This window comes from Nonomuraea terrae, from assembly GCF_004348995.1.
Classification (GTDB): domain Bacteria; phylum Actinomycetota; class Actinomycetes; order Streptosporangiales; family Streptosporangiaceae; genus Nonomuraea; species Nonomuraea terrae.
Genome location: NZ_SMKQ01000003.1, coordinates 47,813 through 69,894, shown reverse-complemented (window position 1 = coordinate 69,894; position 22,082 = coordinate 47,813). Strand labels below are relative to the sequence as shown.

Annotated in this window: 21 protein-coding genes; 9 read left to right on the top strand and 12 right to left on the bottom strand. The window is 71.7% G+C overall.

Annotation, left to right across the window (positions count from 1 at the left end):
- Positions 1 to 47 precede the first annotated feature (47 nt).
- The 3 genes from E1286_RS02090 to E1286_RS02080 are packed head-to-tail and all read right to left on the bottom strand — an operon-like array spanning position 48 to position 2,772.
- Positions 48 to 1,028: an LLM class flavin-dependent oxidoreductase gene (locus tag E1286_RS02090; RefSeq protein WP_132608556.1), complete on the bottom strand. Its 981-nt coding sequence runs from the start codon at positions 1,026 to 1,028 to the stop codon at positions 48 to 50.
- Positions 1,029 to 1,034: 6 nt separating this feature from the next.
- Positions 1,035 to 1,706, bottom strand: coding sequence for a ribonuclease HII (locus E1286_RS02085; RefSeq protein ID WP_132608555.1), 672 nt, complete (start codon positions 1,704 to 1,706; stop codon positions 1,035 to 1,037).
- Positions 1,707 to 1,737: 31 nt separating this feature from the next.
- A complete protein-coding gene (locus tag E1286_RS02080) occupies positions 1,738 to 2,772 on the bottom strand; it encodes a LysR family transcriptional regulator (RefSeq protein WP_246074332.1) in 1,035 nt (344 codons plus the stop codon).
- Positions 2,773 to 2,851: 79 nt separating this feature from the next.
- On the opposite strand from E1286_RS02080, the gene E1286_RS02075 reads away from it, so the two are divergent.
- The 3 genes from E1286_RS02075 to E1286_RS02065 all read left to right on the top strand — a co-directional run bounded on the left by E1286_RS02075 (position 2,852) and on the right by E1286_RS02065 (position 8,199).
- Positions 2,852 to 4,126, top strand: a complete 1,275-nt coding sequence (locus tag E1286_RS02075) for a pyridoxal phosphate-dependent aminotransferase (protein ID WP_132608554.1) — start codon at positions 2,852 to 2,854, stop codon at positions 4,124 to 4,126.
- A gap of 141 nt (positions 4,127 to 4,267) precedes the next feature.
- Complete coding sequence (locus tag E1286_RS02070) at positions 4,268 to 4,912, top strand: GNAT family N-acetyltransferase (protein ID WP_132608553.1); 645 nt, start codon at positions 4,268 to 4,270, stop codon at positions 4,910 to 4,912.
- Positions 4,913 to 5,166: 254 nt separating this feature from the next.
- The gene (locus E1286_RS02065) at positions 5,167 to 8,199 is read left to right on the top strand and encodes an AfsR/SARP family transcriptional regulator (protein WP_132608552.1); all 3,033 of its coding nucleotides are present in this window, start codon (positions 5,167 to 5,169) and stop codon (positions 8,197 to 8,199) included.
- A 290-nt stretch (positions 8,200 to 8,489) separates the two neighbouring features.
- Here the strand turns inward: E1286_RS02065 and E1286_RS02060 are convergent, their stop codons facing one another.
- Positions 8,490 to 9,893 (bottom strand): DUF7059 domain-containing protein, encoded by a 1,404-nt coding sequence (locus E1286_RS02060; RefSeq protein ID WP_132608551.1) that lies wholly within the window; start codon positions 9,891 to 9,893, stop codon positions 8,490 to 8,492.
- 150 nt (positions 9,894 to 10,043) lie between these two features.
- On the opposite strand from E1286_RS02060, the gene E1286_RS02055 reads away from it, so the two are divergent.
- Complete coding sequence (locus tag E1286_RS02055) at positions 10,044 to 10,346, top strand: hypothetical protein (protein ID WP_132608550.1); 303 nt, start codon at positions 10,044 to 10,046, stop codon at positions 10,344 to 10,346.
- Between the two features lie 16 nt (positions 10,347 to 10,362).
- Here the strand turns inward: E1286_RS02055 and E1286_RS02050 are convergent, their stop codons facing one another.
- On the bottom strand, positions 10,363 to 10,959 hold the full coding sequence (locus tag E1286_RS02050) for a TetR/AcrR family transcriptional regulator (protein WP_111176852.1): 597 nt from the start codon (positions 10,957 to 10,959) through the stop codon (positions 10,363 to 10,365).
- Positions 10,956 to 11,465 carry a GNAT family N-acetyltransferase gene (locus E1286_RS02045; protein WP_132608549.1) on the bottom strand — a complete coding sequence of 170 codons (510 nt, stop codon included), beginning with the start codon at positions 11,463 to 11,465 and terminating at the stop codon, positions 10,956 to 10,958. Before E1286_RS02045 ends, E1286_RS02050 begins: the two co-directional genes overlap by 4 nt.
- A 58-nt stretch (positions 11,466 to 11,523) precedes the next feature.
- Here E1286_RS02045 and E1286_RS02040 point away from each other — a divergent pair, with 58 nt between their 5' ends.
- The 4 genes from E1286_RS02040 (at position 11,524) to E1286_RS02025 (ending at position 14,937) form a co-directional block, all read left to right on the top strand.
- Complete coding sequence (locus E1286_RS02040) at positions 11,524 to 11,991, top strand: winged helix-turn-helix transcriptional regulator (protein WP_132608548.1); 468 nt, start codon at positions 11,524 to 11,526, stop codon at positions 11,989 to 11,991.
- A gap of 51 nt (positions 11,992 to 12,042) precedes the next feature.
- Positions 12,043 to 12,831 (top strand): SURF1 family cytochrome oxidase biogenesis protein, encoded by a 789-nt coding sequence (locus E1286_RS02035; RefSeq protein ID WP_132608547.1) that lies wholly within the window; start codon positions 12,043 to 12,045, stop codon positions 12,829 to 12,831.
- A gap of 1 nt (position 12,832) precedes the next feature.
- Entirely contained in the window at positions 12,833 to 13,585 is a 753-nt protein-coding gene (locus E1286_RS02030; RefSeq protein WP_342776149.1) for a tyrosine-protein phosphatase, read from the top strand.
- Positions 13,586 to 13,740: 155 nt separating this feature from the next.
- Positions 13,741 to 14,937, top strand: a complete 1,197-nt coding sequence (locus tag E1286_RS02025; protein WP_132608545.1) for an amidohydrolase family protein — start codon at positions 13,741 to 13,743, stop codon at positions 14,935 to 14,937.
- Here E1286_RS02025 and E1286_RS02020 read toward each other — a convergent pair.
- From E1286_RS02020 to E1286_RS02005, 4 genes are all read right to left on the bottom strand, one after another.
- Entirely contained in the window at positions 14,934 to 15,287 is a 354-nt protein-coding gene (locus tag E1286_RS02020) for a YkvA family protein (RefSeq protein WP_246074329.1), read from the bottom strand. The two genes, E1286_RS02025 and E1286_RS02020, sit on opposite strands and share 4 nt — an antisense overlap.
- 64 nt (positions 15,288 to 15,351) lie before the next feature.
- The gene (locus E1286_RS02015) at positions 15,352 to 16,770 is read right to left on the bottom strand and encodes an amidase (protein WP_132608544.1); all 1,419 of its coding nucleotides are present in this window, start codon (positions 16,768 to 16,770) and stop codon (positions 15,352 to 15,354) included.
- A 3-nt stretch (positions 16,771 to 16,773) separates the two neighbouring features.
- The gene (locus E1286_RS02010) at positions 16,774 to 17,733 is read right to left on the bottom strand and encodes an LLM class F420-dependent oxidoreductase (protein ID WP_132608543.1); all 960 of its coding nucleotides are present in this window, start codon (positions 17,731 to 17,733) and stop codon (positions 16,774 to 16,776) included.
- A gap of 64 nt (positions 17,734 to 17,797) precedes the next feature.
- Complete coding sequence (locus E1286_RS02005; protein WP_246074326.1) at positions 17,798 to 18,466, bottom strand: TetR/AcrR family transcriptional regulator; 669 nt, start codon at positions 18,464 to 18,466, stop codon at positions 17,798 to 17,800.
- A gap of 185 nt (positions 18,467 to 18,651) precedes the next feature.
- Here E1286_RS02005 and E1286_RS02000 point away from each other — a divergent pair, with 185 nt between their 5' ends.
- A complete protein-coding gene (locus E1286_RS02000; protein ID WP_132608542.1) occupies positions 18,652 to 19,575 on the top strand; it encodes a hypothetical protein in 924 nt (307 codons plus the stop codon).
- Positions 19,576 to 19,648: 73 nt separating this feature from the next.
- On the opposite strand, the gene E1286_RS01995 is transcribed toward E1286_RS02000, so the two are convergent.
- Positions 19,649 to 20,734, bottom strand: a complete 1,086-nt coding sequence (locus tag E1286_RS01995; protein ID WP_132608541.1) for an aspartate-semialdehyde dehydrogenase — start codon at positions 20,732 to 20,734, stop codon at positions 19,649 to 19,651.
- Positions 20,731 to 22,005 carry an aspartate kinase gene (locus E1286_RS01990; protein WP_132608540.1) on the bottom strand — a complete coding sequence of 425 codons (1,275 nt, stop codon included), beginning with the start codon at positions 22,003 to 22,005 and terminating at the stop codon, positions 20,731 to 20,733. Before E1286_RS01990 ends, E1286_RS01995 begins: the two co-directional genes overlap by 4 nt.
- Between the last annotated feature and the right edge of the window lie 77 nt (positions 22,006 to 22,082).

Here is a 22,082-nt window from a genome sequence, read left to right as displayed (position 1 = left end):
CCCGACCGGCGGGCCGCCGCACCGGCCCGCCGGTCATCCGGGTCCCTTCAGCGCGGAAGCAGCGGCAGGACCTCGGCGCCGAAGCGGCGGATGTTCTCCAGGGTGCGCCGGTGCTCGCCGAGCCCCTCGACCATGAGGATCACGTCCTCGATCCCGGTGGCCTCCGACGTGCGCACGAGCGTCTCGGCGCAGTGCTCGGCCGAGCCCACGGGGTGGATGCGCGTCAGCAGGTCGACGTAGGCCGGCACGTCCCGCGACGGGCGTGACCGGCCGTCCACCGGCACGTATCCCGCCAGCCCCGGCCCGAGCCAGCGCGGCATCGTCCGCTTCAGCTCCCGCACCGCCGCCCCGGTCGAGTCGGCCACGTAGCCGACCCCCGCCGCCACATGCCCCTTGGCGACACCGCCGCGCGCCGCGTACGCCGCCACCATCGCGGCCTTGTCCTCGTCGCCGATGTGCATGCCGAGCAGCATCGGCAGCCCGCGCTCGGCGGCCAGCGCCACGGTGCCCTCCGAGGTGCACGCCACCACCGGGCGCAGCCGCGCGGCCGGCACCGGCTCGACCTCACGGAACCGGAAGAACTCCCCGCCGGCCGCGACCGGGCCGCCGGACAGCGCGCCGAGCAGCACGTCGAGCGACTCGGCGAACCCGCGCTCGTAGCGTTCGATGCCGGTGCCGAAGACCTCCAGGTCCACCCACGGCCCGCCCCGGCCGACGCCCAGCGTGAACCGGCCGCCCGACAGGTGATGCAGCATCGCCGCCTGCTCCGCGAGAGCCACGGGGTGCTGCGTGGACAGCACGCTGACGGCCGTGCCGAGGCCGATCCGCGACGTACGCCCGGCGGCGACCGCGGCCAGGGTGGTGGCCGACGGGCACACGCCGTACGACATGAAGTGGTGTTCGGCGATCCAGGCGTCGGCGAAACCCGCCTCCTCGGCCGCCGTGATCAGCTCGACGGCGTTCGCCAGCACCCGTCCGGGCTCCTGCCCGGGGAACCGTGCCGCGATGACGAAGATCCCGATGCGCATCGCCGCCTACCCGAACAAGCTCGCCTGGCCCTCGCCCACCAGCGGGTCGCGGTGGAGCTTCAGGTGCCGCCACTTCGGCAGGTCGTCGAGGTACGACCACGACAACCGGTGGTGGGACGTCGGCCCCAGCCTCGCCAGGGCCTCCTGGTGCTGGGGCGAGGGGTATCCGGCGTTGTCGGCGAAGCCGTACTCGTCGCAGCCGAGCGTCGCCATGTGCGCGTCGCGCCGCACCTTGGCCAGCACGGACGCCGCCGCCACCGAGACGCTGGCCGCGTCGCCCTTGACCTCCAGCCGCACCGGCCAGGGCGCGCCGATGTAGTCGTGCTTGCCGTCGAGGATCACCGCGTCTGGGCGTACCGGCAGCGCCTCCAGCGCCCGGCGGGCGGCCCGGCGCAGCGCCTCGGTCATGCCCAGCGTGTCGATCTCGTCGTGGGTCGCCTCGCCGTAGCCGACGCCCGCCGCCCAGGCGGCCAGCTCGGCGGCGAGGGGCCCGCGTCTGGCCGGGGACAGCTGCTTGGAGTCGGTCAGCCCGGCCGGCGGCTCGGACAGGTCGGTGACGACCGCGCAGACCGTGACGGGCCCGGCCCACGCGCCCCGCCCCACCTCGTCGACGCCCGCAACCGTTCGGGTGCTCGGCTGGGTGAGCAGCAGGTGCTCGATGTCGTACGTCGGCGCCATGCCGCCAGACGCTATCGCGTCCCGGGGCCGGTCACTCCCCGAACGACCGGCCCACCGAGCTGTCCCGCGAGCCCGTCGGTCCGGCGGGGAAGTCGGCCAGCGGGTCGTCCTCGGCGGGCCTGCCGCCGCGCGGCCGGTCTGCGAGGCGTACCGGGTCGAGGTCGGCGGCGATGAGGCGGGCGGCCACGTGGACGGCGCGCAACGTCACCGACACCGACGGCCGGTGCACGCTGGATCCGCGCGCTACGGCGTGCACCTCCCGCGCGACCGGGTTGCCGGGAAACCGCCGTACGGCCAGCCCGCGCACCCCCGCGGCCAGCGCCAGCGCGGGCACGGCCGCGATGCCGAGGCCCTTGGCGACGAGCGACAGGATCGTCCCGAGACCCTCGAACTCCCACGGCGTCGGCCGGGTGCCGCCCACGTCCACCAGCAGCCGGTCCACGGCCAGGCGGGAGGGCTCGCCGTCGGGCGTCGCCATCCACGGCTCGTCACGCAGCTCGCGCAGGTCGAGCGGCACGTCGGGGTCGGCCAGGCGGTGCTTGCGCGGCACCACCAGCACCAGCGGGTCGTGCAGCAGCGGGAAGACCCGCAGGCTCTCGCTGTCGCGGACGCGGCCGTACCAGTCGTCCACGAGAGCGATGTCCACCTCGCCCGACTGCACCTCGCGCATGCCGCGCCCCGACCTGCTCTGTCCCAGCCGCAGCGTCAGCTCCTCGTGGCGGCGCAGTGATCGCGCGAGCGCGGGGGCGAATGCCACGGCAGCCGTGGGGAAGGCGGTGACGACGACCCGGCCGGACGGCTTGCCCGCGTGCGCGGACAGGTCGGACTCGGCCTCCTCGACCATCGAAAGGATGCGCTCGGCGTGCAGGACCAGACGGCGGCCCGCGTCGGTGAGCTCGGCGCTGCGCGCGGTGCGGTCGATCAGGGCCGTGCCGGTCTCGCGTTCGAGGGCCACGAGTTGCTGGGAGACGGCCGACGGACTGTACCCGAGAGACTCCGCGGTCGCGGCGATGCTGCCCTTTCTCGCGAACTCGCAGATCAGGACCAAACGGCGCAATTCCAGCATCAGACTTCCTTATGCCTACCCACGAAAAGCCTCGCTTGTGCTGATGCCTTCATCCAATCACGCTGGGAACGTGACAAACATGGCCGTTACTCTTTCCGCCACTTTGGCGGCGAACGAAGACATCGACCGAAGACGGCGCGCCGGGGAACGCGTGCTGCACCTGGCCTTCGGTGAGGCCGGTCTGCCCGTCCACCCGGCGCTGCGCGACAAGCTGGCCGCCGCGTCAGAACGCAACGGCTACGGGCCGGTCGCGGGGACGTCCGGGCTGCGAGCCGCGGCGGCGGGCTACTGGACACGACGGGGGCTCATCACCGACCCCGACCTGGTCGTCAGCGGACCGGGCAGCAAGTCCCTGCTGTACGGGCTGCTGCTGGCGATCGGCGGCGACATCGTCCTGCCCATGCCCAGCTGGGTCAGCTACGCGGCGCAGGCGGACCTGGTGGGCGCGCGCCCGATCCTGGTGCCCGCACCATCAGGAGAGGGCGGGGTGCCCGACCCGGACCTCGTCGCGCGAGAGGTACGCCGCGCCCGCGCGGCGGGCAGGACCGTGAGCTCCCTGCTGGTGACGCTGCCCGACAACCCCACGGGACGCCTGGCCACGCCGGAGACCGTCGCCCGCCTGGTGGACGTCGCCAGGGAGCTCGACCTGATGATCATCTCGGACGAGATCTACCGCGACCTCGTGCACGACCCGGCGCTGCCGTACACGTCGCCGGCCGACCTCGCGCCCGAGCGGACGATCGTGACGACCGGGCTGAGCAAGAGCCTGGCGCTCGGCGGCTGGCGGATCGGCGTCGCCCGGCTTCCCGAAGGCGCCCATGACCTGCGCGCGCAGCTGCTCGCGGTGGCCAGTGAGATCTGGTCGGCCCCCGCGGCACCCGTGCAGGAGGCGGCGGCGTACGCCTTCGGCGACCCACCCGAGCTGACCGAGCGCATCGCGAGCAGCCGTCGGCTGCACGGCCTGGTGGCCAGAGCGGTCCACGAGCGGTTCACGGCGGCCGGCGCCCGCGTGGACGCCCCCCAGGGCGGCTTCTACCTCTACCCGGACCTGAGCCACCTGCGGCTCGGCGGGTCCGCCGAGCTCACCAAGATCCTGCTGGAGGAGCACGGCATCGGCGTGCTGCCCGGGCACGCCTTCGGCGACGACCCCGCGGCGGCCCGCGTCCGCGTCGCGGTGAGCCTGCTCTACGGCGACACGGCGGAGGAACGCATGGCCGCTCTGGCCAGTCCCGATCCCCTGCGGCTGCCGTGGATCGCGGAGAACCTCGACTTCCTCACGACCGGTCTGAGGGAGCTGTCGCTGACCCGGCGCGGCACCGCCGGAGCGCTGGCCTCGACGCCAAGTCACGGTTAGGCGAATCTTTTCCCAAGAGCAGGTTTACCTTTCCCCAAAAGGGCCTTCTGACCTGCGGAAACACACAGCCCGCGCAACTCGGGAAAAGATCTCCCGAACTGCATGGTTACGCGCACCCCCACCTCCCTCCATCATGTGCTCATGCCCGCACTCGTCACCCTGTCCGGGCGCTCCGTGCGCCTGGAACCTCTCAGCCTCGCGGCCGTCGATGACCTCGTCGCCGCGGCGAGTGAAGACCGCTCCACCTATGCCTTCACTCGGGTCCCGAATGGCCGGGACGAGGTGGTCTCCTACGTGGAGGCCGCCCTGGCTGAGCAGGCGGAGGGACGCACTTTGCCCTTCGCCATCCGGTGGCTGAACACCGACCGCGTGGTCGGTGCCACCCGTCTCATGCACCTGGAGTACTGGCAGGGCCCCATGCCCTGGCCGCCGGGTACCCGCGGTGCGGTGGGCGACATCCCGTCCGTGGCGGACATCGGTTACACCTGGCTGGGCGCGAGCGCCCAGGGCACGGGGGTCAACCGGGAGAGCAAGTTCCTGCTGCTCTCGCACGCCTTCGACACGTGGGACGTCCACCGCGTCACCCTGAAGGCAGACGTACGCAACACCAGATCCCGGGCCGCCATCGAGGCCCTCGGCGCACACTTCGACGGGGTGCGGCGAGCGGACAGCCGAGGCGCCGACAACACGGTCCGAGATACCGCGTTCTACTCGATCCTGAATCCCGAATGGCCGGCCGTGCGCGAGCGGCTGGCCATGCGGCTCGGACTGGTCGAGGCCGCCTGAGAAAACGTCCACGAGGCCCCGCCCTGATTTCAGGGCGGGGCCGGTATTTTTTCCCGCCTTCGCGCGCTCTCCATGACACACGCCCCCGCGATGCGTGTCACTCCTTGCGACACCAGCATCCGAGGGCGGGCTCAACACCGGATCAACGGCGGATCAACGCTTTGATGAACGATCATCCGGCGATCTAGGTGACATGTAGTGATAGATCTATCATTTGGTAACAAATCGTTCCATTGGGCTTGGAGACATACGGCATGGCTGGTCAGAGCGGTGAGGGCGGGCTGAAGTTCGCCGTGCTCGGTCCTGTCCGCGCGTGGCGAGACGGCCGGGAGCTCGACCTCGGCACCCCGCTGCAGCGCTCCATCCTCGGCATGCTGCTCCTGCGCCAAGGCCACGCGGTCACCCCCAACGAGATGATCGACGCGGTCTGGGGCGAGGAGGCCCCGCCGCGGGCCCTCGGCGCGCTGCGCACGTACGTCTCCAGGCTGCGCACGGTCCTCGAACCTGACCGGCCCGCGCGCTCGCGTCCCGAGCTGCTCACCTCCATCGGCCGCGGCTACGCGCTGCGCCTGCCCGACGACGCACTCGACCTGACCCGCTTCGAACACAGCGTCGCCGAGGCCGAATCCGCCAGAAAGTCCGGCCGGCTGGGCGAGGCCGCCCGGTGCCTGCGAACCGCGCTCGCGCTCTTCGAGGGCGAGCCCCTGGCCGGCGCGGTCGGGCCGTACGCCGAGCACCAGCGCGACCGGCTGGTCGAGCGGCGCATCAGCGTCATCGAGACGCTCATGGACGTCGACCTGGAGCTGGGCAACCACGCCAAGGTCGTCTCCGAGCTGATCGCGCTGACCGCCGACCACCCGCTGCGCGAACGCCTGCGCGCCCAGCTCATGCTGGCCTACTACCGCTGCGGCCGGCAGGGCGACGCGCTCAACGTGTTCACCGAGACGCGCGAGGCCCTGATCGAGGAGCTCGGCATCGAGCCAGGCCCGGAGCTGAGCGCCCTGCACCAGCGCATCCTGACCGCCGACCCCACCCTCGCCGTCGCCGAGCAGCCCGCCGAGCAGGCGCCCGACGAGGAGGAGCAGCCGCCGCCCGCGCGCGAGCTGCCCCGCCCCGCCCAGTTGCCCGCCGCCGTCAGCGACTTCACCGGCCGCAAGGAGGTCGCGGTACGCCTGCGCACGCTGCTGTCGGGCGAGGGCGTGCCGCTGGTGGCGATCTCCGGCATCGGCGGCGTCGGCAAGACCGCGCTCGCCGTACACGTCGCCCACCTGCTCGACGAGGTCTTCCCCGACGGCCAGCTCTACGCCGACCTGCGCGGCTACAGCGACGAGGCCACCGCCCCCGAGTCGGCGCTCGGCGGCTTCCTGCGCGCGCTCGGCATCCCGCCCGATGTCATCCCCGAGGGGCTCGCCGAGCGCTCGGCTCTCTACCGCTCGATCCTGGCCGACCGGCGCATCCTCGTGCTGCTGGACAACGCCCGCGACGCCGAGCAGGTCAGCCCGCTGCTGCCCGGCTCCACCGGGTGCGCGGCCGTCGTGACCAGCCGCGTCAAGCTGGCCGACCTGCCGTCGGCGAGGCTGGTCGACCTCGACGTCATGGAGCCGGACGAGGCCCTGTCGCTGTTCGCCGCGGTGGCCGGGGCCGAGCGCGTCTCGGCCGAGCACGGCGCGGCCATGGACGTGGTCGCCGCCTGCGGGTTCCTGCCGCTGGCGGTCCGCATCGTGGCCGCCAGGCTGGCCGCGCGGCCCTCGTGGACGGTCGCCTCGCTGGTGCCGCGGCTGGCCGACGAGCAGCGCCGCCTCGACGAGCTGAAGGTCGGCACCATGGCCGTCGAGGCCACGTTCGCCCTCGGCTACGGCCAGCTGGACCCCGCGCAGGCCCGCGCGTTCCGGCTGCTGTCGCTGCCCAACGGGCCCGACATCTCCGCGGGCGCGGCGGCGGCCGTGCTGTCGCTGAGCGCGTTCGAGGCCGAGGAGGTGCTGGAGTCGCTCGTGGACGCGAGCCTCCTGGAGGCCCCCGGGCCGGGCCGCTACCGCTTCCACGACCTGCTCAAGCTGTTCGCCCGGCGGGTGCTCGACCGCACCGAACGCCCCCAGGCCAAGACGATGGCACTGCGCCGCCTGCTCGGCTTCTACCTGGCCTCTGCCCAGTCGGCGCACCGCCTGGCGTACGAGGGCAGCATGATCCCCGGCAACCTGGTGGTGGTCGGCAGCGGCCGGGCCTTCGGCACCGCCGACGAGGCCGTCGCCTGGCTGCTGGCCGAGGGCGACTCGCTGTTCGCCGCCATCAACCAGGCCGCCGCCGCGGCGCGGGCCGCCGAGCAGTTGCTGCCCGCCGCCGACCTGCTGCTGGCCATGGAGCCGCTGCTGGAGTCCGGCACCCACACGCGCGAGTTCGACCAGGGTACCCGCGCCGTACTGGCCGCCGCCCGGCGGATCGGCGACCAGGCCGCCGAGCTGCGCGCCGGTTACGTGCTGGGCCGCGTGCTGTTCGCCGGCAACCGGCTCAAGGAGGCCGAGGAGCACTTCAGGACCGCGTACGAGCTGTCGCTGGCCCGCGGCGAGAAGATCGTCACCGGCGAGGTGCTGAACGCCCTGGCCGTCGTCGTCGGCCGGCAGCGCCGCCACACCGAGGCCCTGGCCCTGTTCGACGCGGCCATGGGCTACTACCGCGACAACGACGTGCCCGCGGGCGAGGCGCTGGTGCTCAGCTACTCCGCCCGCGAGCACCTTGGCCTCGGCCGCCCCGAGGACGCCATCGCCGCGGCGGAGAAGGGCCTGGCCATCTTCACCGAGATCGGCAGCGGCGCGGGCACCGCCCGGGCCCGCTACCACCTCGGCATCGTCCTGTCGCGCGTCGGCCGGCTCACCGAGGCCGTCCACCACCACGCCGAGTGCCTGGCGTTCTTCCGGGCCAGCAAGCAGCGCGTCTGGGAGCAGCGGGTGTGCTCGCGGCTGGCCGAGACGTTCATCGCCGCCGAGCGCTACCCCGACGCCGTACGCCATGCCGAGCAGGCCCTCGTGGTCTCGCGCGAGATCGGCCACCCGTACGGCGAGGCGCTGTCGCTCACCGTGCTCGGCAAGGCGCTGCGCGGGCTCGGCAGCGGGACGAGGAGCCTCGACTGCCTACGGCAGGCCTTCGAGATCTTCTCCCGGCTCGGCGCTCCCGAGGCCGGCGACCTCAAGGTCCTGCTCGACGGCATCGCCACCGCCGACGACACCATCAGCGACAGCACCGTCGGTGAGCCCGTCGGCGAGCCCGCCGGTGAGCCCGTCGTCGAGGCCTGAATAGAGCTCGTCGTCCAGACGTGTCATCCACACATGGTTGATCAAGGCTGTCCTTGGGGAGTCACCATGTCCCTCGCGTTTCCCTCGAGTTCCTGGTCGACGGTCGTCAGCCCGGCCGGCCATCCTTGCCGCCGCGCGTCGCCAGGGGGCCCGGACATCCGGAAGCTCCGTGCGGCGGCCAGCCGCCTCACACAGACGACCGGCCGGACCTGACACGGCCCTCGAACCCCCCAGGGCTGTGCCGTCCCCACACCCTCCACCCGCTGAGTCAACGTCGAATCAACGCCGGATCAAAGCAGGAAGAATCCCTCGGCGATGAGCGGCCTGACCGCGTCGGCGTCGGCGATGTCACCGTCGCCCACCAACTCGGCGATCACGTTGAGCAAGGGGCCGAGCGCCAGCTGGCCGTCGCACACGCCCGCCAGCGCGGCCTCCACCGTGCCGACCTCGCGGCTGCGGCGCAGCCCCTGCGTCTGGCGGAGCACTATGCGGATCGGGTCCTCCGCGCCCGGCAGCCCGATGCGCTCGTCGAGCAGCCCGTCGGCGGTGCGCAGCAGCGCCGACTCCAGCCCGACCGTCCGGTGCGCGGTCGCGACGGCGTCGAGGACGGAGTCGACGTAGTCGCCGACCGGGAGCACGACCTGGTGGTCGAGGTGCTCGACACGGACGACCGGATCGAGGGTCTCGGAGTTGCGCATGGTGATCCAGCCGAACCCGACGCCCTCGACCCGCTGCTCGTCGAACCAGGCCAGCCAGCGGTCGTAGTGTTCGGCGTAGGCGCGGGTGCCCTGCTCGGCGGCGTCCCTGAGCCACAGCTCGACGTATTCGGCCGGGTCCTGCACGTCGCGCTGGACGACCCAGGCGTCGCAGCCGGTCTCGCTCAGCCAGCCGCCCACCCGGTCGTGCCAGTCCTCGCCCTCGACGTGCAGCCAGTTGGCCAGGAAGTGGGCCTGGCCGCCGGGGGCGAGGTGGCCGGGAGTGCGCCGGATGAGGTCGCGGCAGAAGGCGTCGCCGTCGGCGCCCGTCTCGCGGTAGGTCAGCGTCCGCTCGCCGGGAGGCGCGACGACGAACGGCGGATTGCTCACGACCAGGTCGAACAGCTCACCCTCGACGGGTTCGTACATCGAGCCGGCGCGCGCGTCGACGCCTGTGACGCCGGACAGCGCCCAGCTCAGCCGGGCCAGCTCCAGGGCTCGCGGGTTGACGTCGGTGGCGACGATCTGCTCGGCGCGGCCGGCCAGGTGGAGCACCTGCACGCCGCAGCCCGTGCCGAGGTCGAGCGCGCGGCCCACGGGGCGGCGGGTGACGAGCTGGGCCAGGTTGGCCGAGGCGCCGCCGGCTCCCACGACATGGTCGGGGCGCAGCGCGGGGTCGCCGGGGCGTACTTTCCGGTCGGAGACGACGTAGCCGCCGGTCTCCCACGGCTGCAGATGCACGGTCGCGCTGACCTGGTCGCCGTCGGCCGTGACCAGCCCCGACTCCAGCACCTCCGGCGCCACGCCCTTGGCCGGCACCGGAACGCCCAGCCACCACAGCCGGATCAGCGTGGCCAGCGGGTCGCCGCCGGCGGTGGCGCGCAACGCCGGCACCAGCTCCTCACGGGCCAGCGCCGAGGCGGCCACGACGCCGAGCCGCGCGCGTACGCCGTCGATCGTGTAACCGGATTGGAGGAGATGATCACGCAGTCGTTCCACGAGTCCATCCTTTCACCGCCGAACCGTACGCATGATCCAATACCGGCAGTGCTCAGACTGTTACCCGCGTACCGAAGAGTTTCTGCAAGCGGGGAACAAGTCGCGCAGGATATCTCTAGTGAGGTCACCACGTCACACGAGGAGCGGATGATGCTGATCCCGTGCTTGGCCTGCGAGTCCAGGTTCGGCCCCGACGAATACTTCAGCGCCTGCTCCGACTACAACCGCGGCCTGGATCTGGTGTCCTGGACGTGCCCCCACTGCGGCAACCGCGACGACCTGCGCGTGCTGCCCGGCGAGCTGGGCTTCGGCTACCCCCACCGCGGCAGGTTCGACGTGCACGACCGGCTGCGCGTACCCGGTCTGCGCAGGCACCGGGGCGACCTGCGGCTCGACATCTCGCTCGACCACGCGATTTGGCACGTTCCCAGCAGGGTCCGGCAACACATGTGAAGGCGCCGGGGCGAGATCAGGCGGGGGGCTGACGCAGGCTCTGCCAGGCCGCCTCGCCGAGGCCCTTGATCTCCTCGTCGGTGGGCGTGTGGGCGCCGGCGAACCACAGCCGGCACATCTCCTGCGCCGGGCCGAGCCAGAGCACGTAGCACATGGTGGCGTGGACGGGCTGGAGCAGGCCGTTCTTCATGTGCGGCCGCCACCAGTCGGAGACCTTCTTGAAGAAACCGCGCCGCGCCTCGGCCACCTCGGCGCCGCCCGGCTCGTGCTTGCGCGGGGGCCGCTCGCTGATCAGCAGCCTGGCGCGCTCGGGATGCTCGCCCGCCCAGCGCATGTGGAAGGCCACCACGGCCTCGATGCCGGCGCGGGCGTCGTCGTGGCTCACCAGCTCGGCCAGGAAGGCTTCCTGGTAGGCGGTGAGAATCTCGGCGTACAGGACCCCGAAGACGTGCTCTTTGCTGGCGAAGTGGTGGTAGAAACTGCCGACGCTGACGCCGCTTTCTTCACGCAGGCTGGCCAGGGTGGTGGCGGAGACGCCGTCCTGGCTGAATCGGCGGAGGGCGCCCTCGATGATGCGGGTCCGGCCGTCGCGTCCGTTCTTGACACTCTTCACACTGTCAATGGTGTGCCACCAGAACGTTGTTCCGCAAATGCATGGGCCGCGTCGATCATAGCGATGACTTCCACCGAACCGGAACTCACCGTCATTCTCGCGTCCGGCCAGCGCCTGCGGATGAGCCGGAGCACGCGCCGGTTCTCGCCCATGACGTCCATGCCCACGGTCGTCGCACCCCAGACGGACGCCCGCCGCAGCAGGGCGTCGATCAGCCGGCGGCCGATGCCGCGTCCCTGCCAGGCGTCGGTCACCACGACCGCGATCTCCACGTCGGCGCAGCCGCCCCGGTAGCTCATGGCGTGGCCGACGATCTCGCCGGCGTCGGTGGTGGCGACGATCGCGTCACGGCGCTCGTCCACGGCGAGCAGCCTCCCCGCCAGTCCCGGGACGGTGCCGCCGGTGAAGAACCGGAAGGTCTGCGTGCGCGGCGACAGCCCGGCGAGGAAGCGCTTGATCCGTTCCTCGTCGTCGGGACCGGCCGGACGCATCTGAGTTCGTTCCATGAACTCAGCCTGGACGCGCGATCTGAGTCTGTCAAATGAACTCAGGTATCATGGGGGGATGAACGTTCCCTTCCGGATGGCCGACTGCTCGATCGAGCGCACCCTGGGCATCGTCGGGGAGAAGTGGACCTTCCTCGTGCTGCGCGAGGCGTTCAAGGGCGTACGCAGGTTCGCCGACATGCAGGCCAACACCGGCGCCCCGCGCCAGGTGCTCAGCGCGCGGCTGGCGCGCCTGGTCGACGAGGGCCTGCTGCGCAAGGAGCCCTACCGCGAGCCGGGCCAGCGCCAGCGCGACGAATACCGGCTCACCGACAAGGGCCGCGACCTCTATCCCCTGCTGGTCTCCCTCATGCACTGGGGCGACAAGTACCTCGCAGGCGACGACGGGCCGCCCGTGCTGCTCACCCACCGCGACTGCGGCGCCCCGATCGAGCTGACCTTCCGCTGCGCCGACGGCCACGAGGTGGGCGGGCCGCGCGAGGTGACCGCCCTGCCCGGGGCAGGAGAGCGTCTCGAAAGCGCCTGAGCAGGGCGGTCGCGTACGAGGGCACCCCTGCCGGTGCCTACTCTGGAAGGCGTGTACCGGTTCCTGCTGACGCCCCGATGGCTCGCCCTGCACGTCGTGGTGCTGCTGGTCATCCCCGCCTTCGTGCTGCTCGGGCAGTGGCAGTTCGGGCGCTTCGAGGAACGTTCGGCCAACAGCGAGCGGGTGACCGCCAACATCGAGGCGCCGCCCGTGCCGCTGGAGCGCCTGGCGGCCCCTGGGCAGCCGGTCCGGCAGGACGACCGGTTCAGGAAGGTCACGGTCGCCGGCACGTACGACCCGGCCCACGCCCTCGTCGTACGCCGCCGTCCCCAGGAGGGACGCAACGGCTTCTACGTCCTCACCCCGCTGGTCACCGGCGACGGCACGGCCGTGATCGTCAACCGCGGGTGGGTGCCCGCCGGCCCCACCGCCGACGCCCCGCCCGAGGTGCCCCCGCCATCCGCCGGCCAGGTGACGGTGACGGGCCGGCTGCGGCCCAGCGAGACCGAGGAGTCCAGCGGCATCAGGGAGCGCTCGGGGCTGCCGCCCGGCCAGGTGCTGCTGATCGACGCCGACGCCATCGGCAAGGGGCTGCCGTACACCCTCGTGGGCGGTTACGTCGAGCTGACCGAGCAGCGGCCGGAGCCCGCCGCGGCGCCCGCGCCCGTGCCCGTGCCCGACGTCGGCGCGGGCGGCGGGCTCAACCTCGCCTACGGCATCCAGTGGTGGTTGTTCATCGGCATCGCCATCGGCGGGTGGATCATGCTGATCCGGCGCGAGGTGGCCGAGCGCAAGGCCGAGACCGCCGAGGCCCGGAAGCCGGAGACCGCCGCCAATTAGGGTGTGGGGGGTGATCCGCCACATTGAATTCGTCAGTCTGTGCAATTTTCGCGACGTAGGTGGATATGCCGCCATGGACGGCCGCACCGTCCGGTGGCAGCGGCTCTACCGGGCCGACTCCCTCGGCTCGCTCGCCGACGACGACCTGACGGCCTTCCGGGCGCTGCGCGTCCGCAACGTCATCGACCTGCGTCACCCGTTCGAGGTCGACAAGCACGGGCGGGTGCCCGAGACGGAGGGCCAGCTCTACCACAACCTGCCGATCGAGGGGCGCCGCTGGGACGTCGCCACCTACACCGAGGAGCTCGGCGTCGCCCGCTTCCTCGCCGACCGCTACCTGGAGGTCGCCGAGGACGGCGTCGGCAACCTCAGGACGGCCCTGGAGACCATCGCGCGGGCCGACAACGCTCCCGTGGTCGTCCACTGCGCCGCCGGCAAAGACCGTACGGGCATCCTCACCGCGCTCGTGCTGTCGCTGACCGGCGTGAGCCAGGACGACATCGTGGCGGACTACGCGCTCACCGGCCTGGCCACCGAGCGCTTCACCGCCGACTGGCGCCACCGGCACGGCGACGCGGAGCTGTGGCCCGGCTTCGGCCTGGCCCCCGCCGACACCATGCGCTTCTTCCTCGCCGACCTCACCTCCCGGCACGGCTCCGTCGAGCGGTACGTCACCCAGGTGCTCGGGCTCTCCGCCGACGCGATCGCCGAACTGCGCGCGCATCTGCTGACTGAACCGGCCGCGAAAGGGTAGGAGGGCGCCCCGCGTGCAGCGGGCCCGGCGCTCCCGGGATCGCCCGTCGTCCCCCTCCCCGGCGGTCCCGGGTCGGGGCCTCCGGGAGGGCACAGGCACCGAACGGATACGCCGCAGCTTGTTCGACGTCGTGCCGCCGTCGTACGGTAACGTGCGTGACTACGCCGCTGCTCCCCGATCCTGACCCCAGGCGGCGCGACTATGTGATCATCTCCGCCGACGATCACCTGATCGAGCCGCCCGACCTGTTCGAGGGCCGCCTGCCGGAGAAATACGCCGAGGTCGCGCCCAAGGTCGTGGAGACGGAGGCCGGTCACCAGGTCTGGCGCTACGGCGGCGCCACGTACCCGTGCGCCGGCATCGACGTGGGCGCCGGGCTCCCCCGGGAGCAGTGGACGCTCGACCCCGTCCGGTTCGAGCAGATGCGCCCCGGCTGCCACGACATCGAGGCCCGCATCCACGACATGGACGTCGCCGGCATCTGGGCGGCGCTCTGCTTCCCCGGCATGCTGGCCGGCCAGGCCGGCATGCCGTTCGCCAGGACCCGCGACCAGGAGCTGGGCCTGGCCCTGGTCAGGGCGTGGAACGACTGGCACATCGACGTCTGGGCCGGCACCTACCCCGAGCGCATCATCGGCCTGCAGCTGCCCTGGCTGCCCGATCCCGACGTGGCCGCCAAGGAGATCCGCGCCAACGCCGCCCGGGGTTTCAAGGCCGTGGTGTTCCCCGAGTTCCCCACGCGCCTGCGGCTGCCCTCGATCCACTCCGGCCACTGGGACCCGTTCTTCGCCGCGTGCGAGGAGACCGGCACCGTCGTCTGCCTGCACACCGGCGACTCGTCCTGGTCACCCGTGCCGTCGCCCGACACGCCCATCGAGGCGATCACCACGCTGATGCCCACGAGCGCCATGTTCGCCTGCGCCGACTGGCTCTGGTCGGGCCTGCCGCTGCGTTTCCCCGCACTGCGCATCCTCATCGTCGAGGGCGGCGTGGGCTGGCTGCCCATGCTGGCCGAACGCGCCGACTACGCCCTCGACCACCCCGTCGCCGGGGAGGCCCAGTGGGAGGGCGGCCTGAAGCCCAGCGAGGTGCTGCGCCGCAACTTCTTCTTCGGCACCCTCGACGACCAGGCCCTGTCGGGCGTGCGGCTCGCGGTCGGGCTCGACCACGTGCTGCAGGAGAGCGGCTACCCCCACTCCGACTCGACCTGGCCCGACACGCAGCAGGCGGTGGCGCGCAACCTCGGCGCGCTCCCGCCCGCCGACATCGCCAGGGTCGCCTACGGCAACGCCGCCCGCCTCTTCGGCCACCCGCTGCCCTCGCGCGCCTGGCTGCTGCGGGAGGAGCTCTAGCCTTCCTGCTCCGCCAGGCGGCCCGTGATGACGCGGCGCTCGTGCTCGACGTAGCGGCCGCTCTCGCCGAGCAGCGAGGCCATCAGCCACAGGAAGACGCCGAAGTCGTCGGCCACGCCGATCAGCGCCAGGAAGTCGGGCACGACGTCGATCGGTGAGACCAGGTAGACCACGCCGAGCCCGATCAGGGAGAGCCTGCCCTTGCCCAGGCCGGCGTACTGGCCGCGCATGGCCGAGCCGATCATCCGGGGGATGGCCCGGACCCTCGTCATCAGTTTGGGCGATCCCGACCTGGTCACCTCGCGGTACGTACGCCAGGCCGCCGCCGCCCGTGCTGCCTTCGCCATCATGCGAGACCTCCTACCCCCGGTTTTTCACGATATAACGCGTCCCGGGGGTCACGAGTTCCTTGCCTCAGCCGACGGCGGGATGCTCGAAGGGCGCGGCCTGTTCGAGCTGGGCGGCCACCCGCACCAGCAGGTCCTCCCTGCCGTAGGCGGCCACCAGCTGCACCCCCACCGGCAGCCCCGCCGCGTCCCTGTGCAGCGGCAGCGACACGGCAGGCTGCCCGGTGGCGTTGAACGGCGACGTGTACGCCACCGCGTGCCCCGTACGCCCGAAGGCGAGGCTGAGGTCGTCGGACGGGATCCACCCCAGCGGGAACGGCGCCACCCCCAGCGAGGGCACCAGCAGCAGGTCGTGCCCCGCGCTCCACCAGGCGGCCATGCGGCGCCGGAAGCCGTCGATCCACTGCGTGGCCAGGATGTGGTCGGCCGCGCTCTGCCCGCGCGCCGAGGCGACCATGGCGGCGTTGCGCGGCTCGATCTCGTCCGGTTCGACGGGCTTGCCACGCAGCCGGCCCAGCATGGCGACCTGCGCGGCGACGTTGTTCGCCACGATCGCGCCGAAGGTGACCGAGAAGCCGGGGTCGCCGAGAGCCTCGGGGCCGCCCGGCTCGACGTCGTGGCCCAGCGACTCCAGCAGCGCGGCGGCCCGCGTGACGGCCTCCGTCAGCACGGGGGTCTCGGGCATGTCGTCGCGGGGGTGCGCGGTGAGGAACCCGATCCGCAGCCGCCCCGGGTCGCGCCCCACCTCGCCGGCGAGCGGCCCGGGCAGCTCTGGAGCCCCGTACGGGTCGCCCGGACACGTGCCGGACACGACGTCGAGCGCCGCCGCGCTGTCGCGCACGGTGCGGGTGACGAATCCCGGGCACGAGAAGCCGTTCCAGCCCTCGCCCTGCGCCGGCCCGAGGCTCACCCTGGCGCGCGTCGGTTTGAGCCCCACCAGGCCGCACAGCGACGCAGGGATGCGGATCGAGCCGCCGCCGTCGCTGGCCGTGGCGAGGGCGACCATCCCGGCGGCGACCGCCGCCGCGGAGCCGCCGCTGGACCCGCCCGCCGAGTACGCCGGATCGTACGGGTTCCGCGTGGCCCCGAAGGCGGCCGGCTCCGTGGTGATGGTGCTGCCGAACTCGGGCGTGTTCGTCCGCCCGAGGACGACGAACCCGGCCTCGCGTAACCGCACGACGCCGTAGCCGTCCGGCGCGTCCGCCCGCCCGTCGGTCACCCGCGACCCCGCGTGGTACGGCTCCCCGGCCTGCCGCCAGCCGAGGTCCTTGAGCAGGATCGGCACCCCGCGGAACGGCGCCTCCGCCGGGATCGCGTCGATCTCGGCGAGCGCCCGCTCGAAACGCCGGTGGACGACCGCGTTCAGCTCTCCGTCGAGGGCCTCGATGCGCGCGATGGCGGCCTCGGCCGGCTCCCGGGCCGAGACTTGGCCGTCCCTGACCGCCTGGGCCTGCCCGGCCGCGTCCAGCCTCAGCAACTCGTCCATGGCCTACCTTTCCGGAGCCAGCTCGCGAACCGCCTGGTCGATGGAGATCTCGCCGCCGGGCAGCGGGGCGAGGACGGGGGTGTCGAGCCCGTTGTCGACGTACTCCTGGATCCTGGCGCGGCAGGTGGCGGCGTCGCCGTGCACGATGAGGGCGTCGACCACCTCGTCGGAGATCGCCTTGAGCGCGGCCCGCCGGTCGCCGGCCGCCCACGCCTCGTGCATCGGGCGCAGCTCCTCGCCGCGGCCCAGCCAGTCGTGGAAGGCGGCGTACACCGGGACGGTCAGGTAGCCGGCCAGCCTCCGCCGGCCCATCTCGCGCACCTGGTCGGCGTTGTCGTTCACGCAGACGAACAGGCGGGCGATCAGCTCGGTGTCCTGGCCGATCTCGGCGCGGACCTTGCGGACGTCCTCGGGCGAGAGCCAGTTCGTGATCGCGCCGTCGGCCTCGGCGGCGGCCAGGCGCAACATCCGGGGGCGCAGCGCGGCCAGCACGATCTTCGGCGGCGTCTTCGGCGCCCGCTCCAGCCTGAACCCCTGGACGGAGAACGTCTCGTACGTCTCCGTGACCTTCTCCCCCGCCAGCGCCTTCTTCAGGAAGCGCAGCGTGTCACGCGTGCGCGCGTACGGCTTGTCGAACGTGCCCGCGTTCCACTTCTCCACGATCGCCGGCGAGGACGCGCCGATGCCCAGCGTGAACCGCCCCGGCGCGAGGTCGGCCAGCGTGGCCGCGGACATCGCCAGCAGCCCGGGGCCGCGCGTCGAGACGGGCACGATGGCGCTGCCCAGCCGTACGCCCGGCGCCCACTGGGCGGCCAGGGCCAGCGGGGTGAAGCCGTCGACGCCGTTGACCTCCGCCGACCACGCGTCGGTGTAGCCGAGACCCGGCAACTCGGCGATCAGCTCCTGCGAGCTCGCCAGCGAGCGGTCGTAGAAGGGGATGGTCATGCCCCAGTTCTGCGTCATGCAACGGCCTCCACGTCCTCACGGGCTGAACGCGACCACCGTACCAACCGCTCGGTATGTTCCCCTAGGCCCGCAGCTCGTGGACCGCGGCGATGAAGTCCTTCGTGATCCCCCGCAGGCCCGGCAGGTGAGACAGCCCGACCAGCCGGTCCACCAGCGGCACCGTGACCTCGATCAGCCGGTACGTCCGCGCGCACCCCGGCGAGGTGTCGTGCACCCAGAACAGCACCATGCCCATGGACAGCAGCCACAGCAGCTCGGGCAGCTCCTCGCGCAGCTCGGCGTTCATGCGGTCGCGCGAGCCCTCCACGACCTCGCGGTAGATCGCGACGGACGCCTCCCGCGCCGGCGACGACTGCTTGCTGAACGGGCTCAGCGGGTTCGTCGGCTCGGCGGCGTGCTTGAAGAACTTCACGGCGAACTCGTGGTAGGGCTCCGAGACGCGCACCCACTCGCGCAGCACCCCGCTCAGCCTGGCCGCGAACGACTCCTCCGTGGCCAGGAACTCCCGGCAGGCGGCCTCGTGCTCGACCACCGCCCGGTCGTAGTACGCCTGGATCAACGCCTCCTTGCCGGCGAAGTAGTAGTAGGCGTTGCCCACGGAGACCCCGGCCTCGGCGGCGATGGCGCGCATGGTGGTCGCTTCGAAGCCGCGCTCCCGGAAAAGCCGCAACGCCGTCTCGACGATGACCTCTCGGGTGCTCTCCGATCCACGGTTTCGGGCTTCGGACACGTTCGTCACTTTACGTCGTGAAACGGCGAAGGTCATGGAGCCGCACGGTGATCGCCGACTGAAGGCAAAGTTGCGCCCGCAGCATGAGTTATCTCCTGTGAATGGTGGGATTGTCGTTTCAGGCGGAAGGGCTATTTCCGCGAAAAGGCATCGACATGTGGATACGTGGAACTGTGCGGCTCTCCATGGTCGCACTCCTCGGCATAGAGATCACCATAATCTCGCTGGCCTCGGCCGCCTCCGCCGCCACCCATCCTGATGGGTCGCGGGCCGAGGGCAGCATGAACGAGTCCGGACCCGGCTTCTGGGAAGACGGGCCGGAGAACTGGCGGCCGTCCCCGGACGCGGCGCCACCGGAGGCGTACGAATACGACGAGCCCGGCCCGCAAGGGTCGGACAACTGGATCCCTCCCGACATGCGGCGTGACCACGGCTGGACGCGGTGGCACGACGAGCCCGACTGGCCGAGGTGGCGCGACCTCGGCTGGCCCGACGGACCCGGGTGGTCCTTCGAGCCGCACACGCACGAGCGTGCCGTACCCGAGCGCGCCGTGCCCGAGCGGGAGGACAAAGTTCGCCCCAAGGAACGGCCGGCGGCCGCCAAAGCCCGCAAGAGCCCCGTACGTGGCGGGACGCCCCATGTCCCCAAGGTTCGGCGCCACACGGCTCACAAGCGCTCTCACGTCGATCTGGCGCGCGTCCTGCCCCGCAGCGCCGCCGTGCAGATCACCCACTCCACCGCCACGAACCTGCTACGCCGAGCGGGCATGCGGATGAAGTCGACGGGCAACTGCGTCAGCAAGCACCGGCACAACTGCACCTCGCTCGACTCGGTGCGTGCCGGGACGGTGGCCAAGCTCCTGGAGCTCAAGCAGCAGAGCGGCTGCCCGATCACCGTGACGGGCGGCACCGAGCGGGGCCACGCGCCGGGCACCTTCAGCCACGGGAACGGCTTCAAGATCGACATTTCCCATAACTCGTGCATCGACCGGCACATCGCCAAGCACGCCCGTAAGACCGGGGCGCGCGGCGACGGGGCGACGCTCTATCGCTCCGGGTCGACGATCTACGCCGACGAGGGCGACCACTGGGACATCCTCTTCCGCTGAGGCGGCCCCCACAGCAGATGAACGGTGTGACGCCCGTGCGTCGTGCACGGGCGTCACCTCTTCGCGCCTGGCCTCAGAGCTCGGCGGCGACCAGCTCGGCGATCTCCGCCGCGTTGAGCGCCGCGCCCTTGCGCAGGTTGTCGCCGCAGACGAACAGGTCGAGCGTGTTGGGGAAGTCGATCGCCTGGCGGATGCGGCCGACGTAGGTCGGGTCGGTGCCCACCACGTCGAGCGGCGTCGGGTAGACGCCGTTGGCCGGGTCGTCCATGAGCACCACCGTCGGCGCCGCCTCCAGGACGCGGTGCGCGTCGGCGACCGTGATCTCGCGCTCGAAGCGCGCGTGCACGGCCAGCGAGTGCGTCGTGATCACCGGCACCCGGACACAGGTCGCGGAGACCTTCAGGTCGGGGATGCCGAGGATCTTGCGGGACTCGTTGCGGAGCTTGAGCTCCTCGGAGTTCCAGCCGTCGTCCTTGAGCGAGCCGGCCCACGGCACCACGTTGAACGCGATCGGCGCCGGGAACGGCGACTCGGCGGGCAGCTTGTTGGCCAGCGCCTTGCGCACGTCACCGGCCGCCTGCCCGATCGTACGGTCGCCGGCCAGCGCCTCAACCTCGTCGTACAGCCGGGCCGAGCCCGCCACGCCCGCGCCGGAGACCGCCTGGTAGGAGGCGACGACCAGCTCGGTGAGGGTGTACTCGGCGTGCAGCGCGCCGATGGCCGCCATCATCGACAGCGTCGTGCAGTTGGGCGTCGAGATGATGCCCCGCGGGCGGTCGCGCGCGTCGAGCGGGTTGACCTCGGGCACCACCAGCGGCACGTCCGGCTGCATCCGGAACGTGCCCGACTTGTCGATGGCGATCGCGCCGCGCTCGGCCGCGATCGGCACCCAGACGGCCGAGACCTCGTCGGGCACGTCGAAGATGGCGATGTCGATGCCGTCGAACACCTCGGGCGCGAGGGCCTGCACCACGACGTCCTCGCCGCGTACCCTCAGGACCTTGCCGGCCGAGCGGGGCGAGGCGACGAGACGGATCTCGCCCCAGATGTCCTCCCGCGTCGACACGATGTCGCGCATGACGGAGCCTACGGCTCCTGTCGCCCCGATCAGGGCGAGATTGACGTTTCTTCCTGGACGCGTCCTCGACACGATGCTCATCGTCCACTACCTCCGTACACCACGGCTTCGACCTGGTCGGCGTCGAGATCGAAGGCGCGGTGCGCGGCCGCCACGGCCGCGTCGACGCCGTCCTGCCCGACGATCACAGAGATGCGGATCTCCGAGGTGGAGATCATCTCGATGTTGACCCCCGCGTCGGCGAGGGCCGCGAAGAACGTCGCGGTGACGCCGGGGTGCGACCGCATGCCCGCACCGATCAGCGACACCTTCCCGATCTGGTCGTCGAAGAGCAACGACTCGTAACCGATCCGGGCCTGGATCTTCTTCAGCGACGCGAGCGCCGTCTGGGCGTCGGCCGTGGGCAGCGTGAACGAGATGTCCGTGCGGCCCGTGGCGGCGGCCGAGACGTTCTGCACGATCATGTCGATGTTGATCTCGGCTTCGGCCAGCGTTTTGAAGATCGTCGCAGCCTCGCCGACCTTGTCGGGCACCCCGACAACAGTGATCTTGGCCTCGCTCCGGTCGTGCGCGACGCCGGAGATGATCGGCTGCTCCATCTCGGTTCCTTCGGTGTAAGGGTCGGACACGACCCACGTGCCTTCCTTGGTGCTGAACGAGCTGCGTACGTGAATCGGCAGGTCGAACCGGCGGGCGTACTCGACGCAGCGCAGATGCAGGATCTTCGCACCGCAGGCCGCCATCTCCATCATCTCGTCGTAGGAGATGCGGGGAATCTGGCGGGCCGCGGGCACGATGCGGGGGTCGGCGGTGAAGATGCCGTCGACGTCGGTGTAGATCTCGCAGACGTCGGCCTCCAGGGCCGCCGCCAGCGCCACCGCCGTGGTGTCGGAGCCCCCGCGGCCCAGCGTGGTGATGTCCTTGGTGTCCTGCGAGACGCCCTGGAACCCGGCCACGATCGCGATGTGGCCCTGGTCGATCGCCTCCTGGATGCGGCTGGGCGTCACGTCGATGATGCGCGCCTTGCCGTGGGTCGAGTCGGTGATCACGCCGGCCTGCGAGCCGGTGAACGAACGGGCCTCGTGACCCAGGTTGGCGATCGCCATCGCCAGCAGCGCCATCGAGATGCGCTCACCCGAGGTCAGCAGCATGTCGAGCTCACGGGCCGGCGGCAGCGGAGACACCTGCTCGGCCAGGTCGAGCAGCTCGTCCGTCGTGTCACCCATGGCGGAGACGATCACGACCACGTCGTTGCCGGCTTTTTTCGTCGCGACGATCCGCTGCGCGACCCGCTTGATGCAGGACGCGTCGGCGACGGACGAACCACCGTACTTTTGCACAACGAGCGCCACGAGAGTCTCCCGGTTTGGACTGTGAGGTGCCAGTCTACTGGGGGCTTCTCATGGGTCAGATGGCTCGTACCACTATG

What these genes read in the sequence shown, in the direction of transcription:
- E1286_RS02090 (WP_132608556.1), bottom strand. Translation starts at nt 1,028, where the DNA reads ATGCGCATCGGGATCTTCGTCATCGCGGCACGGTTCCCCGGGCAGGAG.
- E1286_RS02085 (WP_132608555.1), bottom strand. Translation starts at nt 1,706, where the DNA reads ATGGCGCCGACGTACGACATCGAGCACCTGCTGCTCACCCAGCCGAGC.
- E1286_RS02080 (WP_246074332.1), bottom strand. Translation starts at nt 2,772, where the DNA reads ATGCTGGAATTGCGCCGTTTGGTCCTGATCTGCGAGTTCGCGAGAAAG.
- E1286_RS02075 (WP_132608554.1), top strand. Translation starts at nt 2,852, where the DNA reads ATGGCCGTTACTCTTTCCGCCACTTTGGCGGCGAACGAAGACATCGAC.
- E1286_RS02070 (WP_132608553.1), top strand. Translation starts at nt 4,268, where the DNA reads ATGCCCGCACTCGTCACCCTGTCCGGGCGCTCCGTGCGCCTGGAACCT.
- E1286_RS02065 (WP_132608552.1), top strand. Translation starts at nt 5,167, where the DNA reads ATGGCTGGTCAGAGCGGTGAGGGCGGGCTGAAGTTCGCCGTGCTCGGT.
- E1286_RS02055 (WP_132608550.1), top strand. Translation starts at nt 10,044, where the DNA reads ATGCTGATCCCGTGCTTGGCCTGCGAGTCCAGGTTCGGCCCCGACGAA.
- E1286_RS02045 (WP_132608549.1), bottom strand. Translation starts at nt 11,465, where the DNA reads ATGGAACGAACTCAGATGCGTCCGGCCGGTCCCGACGACGAGGAACGG.
- E1286_RS02040 (WP_132608548.1), top strand. Translation starts at nt 11,524, where the DNA reads ATGAACGTTCCCTTCCGGATGGCCGACTGCTCGATCGAGCGCACCCTG.
- E1286_RS02020 (WP_246074329.1), bottom strand. Translation starts at nt 15,287, where the DNA reads ATGATGGCGAAGGCAGCACGGGCGGCGGCGGCCTGGCGTACGTACCGC.
- E1286_RS02015 (WP_132608544.1), bottom strand. Translation starts at nt 16,770, where the DNA reads ATGGACGAGTTGCTGAGGCTGGACGCGGCCGGGCAGGCCCAGGCGGTC.
- E1286_RS02010 (WP_132608543.1), bottom strand. Translation starts at nt 17,733, where the DNA reads ATGACGCAGAACTGGGGCATGACCATCCCCTTCTACGACCGCTCGCTG.
- E1286_RS02000 (WP_132608542.1), top strand. Translation starts at nt 18,652, where the DNA reads ATGGTCGCACTCCTCGGCATAGAGATCACCATAATCTCGCTGGCCTCG.
- E1286_RS01995 (WP_132608541.1), bottom strand. Translation starts at nt 20,734, where the DNA reads ATGAGCATCGTGTCGAGGACGCGTCCAGGAAGAAACGTCAATCTCGCC.